At 70.7% G+C, this 1,718-nt stretch carries 1 protein-coding gene and 1 pseudogene; one reads left to right on the forward strand and one right to left on the reverse strand.

The annotated features are described in order from the left end of the window. Positions 1-168 precede the first annotated feature (168 nt). Entirely contained in the window at positions 169-960 is a 792-nt protein-coding gene (locus tag AB0J04_RS46045; RefSeq protein ID WP_363174717.1) for a maleylpyruvate isomerase N-terminal domain-containing protein, read from the forward strand. Between the two features lie 174 nt (positions 961-1,134). Here the strand turns inward: AB0J04_RS46045 and AB0J04_RS46050 are convergent. Then, positions 1,135-1,629, reverse strand: a pseudogene (locus AB0J04_RS46050) (Tn3 family transposase); the annotation flags it as partial. Positions 1,630-1,718: the final 89 nt, after the last annotated feature.

Here is a 1,718-nt window from a genome sequence, read left to right on the forward strand (position 1 = left end):
AGCCCGAACGTGGGGCCGCCGACCGGGCCGTCGGTGAGTACGGAACCGATGGCGTCGCGCAGCGTGGCGAGCCTGCGCGGCGCGCTGCCGCGGTCGTCCGCCCGCGATGGCGGCTGTGAAAATCGCTGTCCGATTGTCGGAACGCAGTGATAGAGATTCACGGTGACAATGACACTCGAGTTCCCCGTTCTGCTGCGACTGATCGACGAACGGTCGACCGCCTTCCGCGCTGCGGTCGCCTCCGCGCCCAGCCTCGACGTACAGGTGCCGACCTGCCCCGAGTGGACGTTGTTCGATCTGGCGCAGCACATCGGCGAGGGGCGCCGCGACTGGGCCGCCACCGTCGCCGCAGGGCCTGCTCCGGCCAAGTCCGCAGCAGAGGGCGCCCCGGCTGCGCCTCGGGAACCCGAGGCTCTGCTGGCCTGGTTGGCGGAGTCCACGGAGCAGCTGCTGGACGCGCTGCGGAAGGCCGGCCCGGATCGCGGATGCTGGACGTGGTGGGAGGCGTCGCAGTCGCCGCAGACCTCCGGTGCCGTAGCTCGGCACCAGCTCCAGCAGATGGCGGTGCACACGTACGACGCCCAGATCACCGTGGGTGCCCCGCAGCCGCTGTCGGCCGAGGTGGCACTCGACGGTGTCGACGAGTTCCTGTCCACCTGTGTCGCAACGACGAGTGCCTGGCCACACAAGCCCGCTGTCGTCGACTTCCATGCCTCCGAGGGCCGCTCCTGGCGCCTCTCGCTCTCCGCCGACGGCGCACGGACCGCCCGTCTCCCCGGGCCCGGCAGCATATCGGCGACCGCTGCCGACCAGGACCCGGACGCGGCCGACGCCTCCGCCTGGGGCACGGCCGACGAGCTGGTCCTCATCCTGCACGACCGTATCCCGATCAACTCCCTGAAGCTCGACGGCGACCGACGTCTCTTCGACCAGCTCAGCGCCTGGGACCCGGATGAGTAGGACGTGACGATGCGCCCCCTCGTACGCCCCGAGGCATGCCTCCCGTCAACGGCTACAGCCACGCCGTGGTGGCCTCGGCACCGCTGGGGGAGCAGACCGCCACGGCTGCGAAGCGGCTGACCAAGGGCGGCGGCCCACAAGCTGATCGACGCGCCTGGTCGGCACCTGACGCCGTCAGTTCTCCGCATCGTCCTCGTCGTCATCGAGTCGGCCCGCGTCCGGGTCGCGCAGCGGGCGCAGGACGCCGGCGGTGAAGCTGTAGCGGCCGAGCAGGTTCGGGTTCTTGTGCTTGAGCGGGGAGAGCCGGGCGATGTCCTCGTCCCGGATTTCGTGGCCCTCGGCGCGGAGTTGGGCGACGGCGGCGTCGATGTAGCGGGTCGTCCAGAGCACGATGGCGTTGAGGACCAGGCCGAGCGCGCCGAGCTGGTCCTCCGTCCCGTCGCGGTAGGCATGGTGGATGGTGCCGCGCTTGCCGTGGCACACGTCGCGGGCGAGCTTGTGGCGAGATTCCTGCACGGTGAGCCGGCGGTTCATCTGACGGCGGTAGGTGCCGTCGACCGGGTCGACCATCCGCATCAGGCGCTCGGTCTTGGCGATCCGCCCGTACTCGGCGAACGTCTGCCCCAGCGGGGTCGGGTGTCCCTCGCGGCCGAACATCCGCAGCAGGTCCTAGTGCCGCGGCAGGCAACGTTTGCCCGTCAAGGAGCGGCGTCCGGTGCGTGCTCTCGGTGTGCCGGCCGGAAGTCCTCGTACTGGAC

It is taken from the genome of Streptomyces sp. NPDC050263 (genome assembly GCF_040655955.1).
Classification (GTDB): Bacteria; Actinomycetota; Actinomycetes; order Streptomycetales; family Streptomycetaceae; genus Streptomyces.